1 protein-coding gene is annotated in these 707 nt (G+C 37.1%); it reads left to right on the top strand.

Going from position 1 to position 707, the window contains the following annotated elements:
- Positions 1 to 161: 161 nt before the first annotated feature.
- On the top strand, positions 162 to 707 hold a 546-nt coding region (locus tag ACYVTD_RS15070), incomplete at its 3' end, for a hypothetical protein (RefSeq protein WP_461248525.1).

The raw sequence follows: 707 nt of genomic DNA, 5'->3' as shown, positions 1-707 counted from the left end.
CGTCAGTTCGCGAATGCGGTGTTGCAGGGATAACTTTGAATATGTTATGCTACTTTTGTAGCAAAAGTAGCCAAAACGTGGGGCGTTCCGGATCGCCCCACACCCCCAAACGGCTCCTGCGGAGGGCTAGAACCAAAGGTTTATGAGAGGAGGGGAGGATATTGAAAACACATAAAAAAGCAGAAAATAACAAGAAAAATATATTTTCGAAAACAATAAAATATATTGTTTGTTTTTTTATGTGCGTGTATATCTTCCCTATTGCTTCTCTTTCTATGACATTAGAACTACCGGCGGATACATTATCAAGCCAAAGATTAAAACTTGTAATGACTGATTTAAGTATAGCTCAAAGGTATAAGTGGCTAATGAGCAATATGGTAGGATCAACAGCATATATGAATATTAATTATTATTTAACAGCTTGCGACGGTATTCATTATGAGAAAAAAAATAAAAAAACTGTTGATGAGAGAATTGCTGAATTTAAAACACTTTATATTGAGCGCACTGTTGCTCAAGAGTATGATAAGGTATATGATCTGCAATACAGCAAAAATATAGCATTAGGCAAAAGCGAAGATGAAGCAAAAACAATAGCAACCAGCCTCGCAACTATTGCAAAGAAAAATGAAGAGAAAAGGCTTACAACCACTGCTGCTGGCAAAAAAGAAGCGCAAGATGTTTCTGCAAGAGCGGTTGCTGAT

The organism is Treponema sp. R6D11, assembly GCF_054786075.1.
This window is presented reverse-complemented; position numbering and strand designations above follow the sequence as displayed.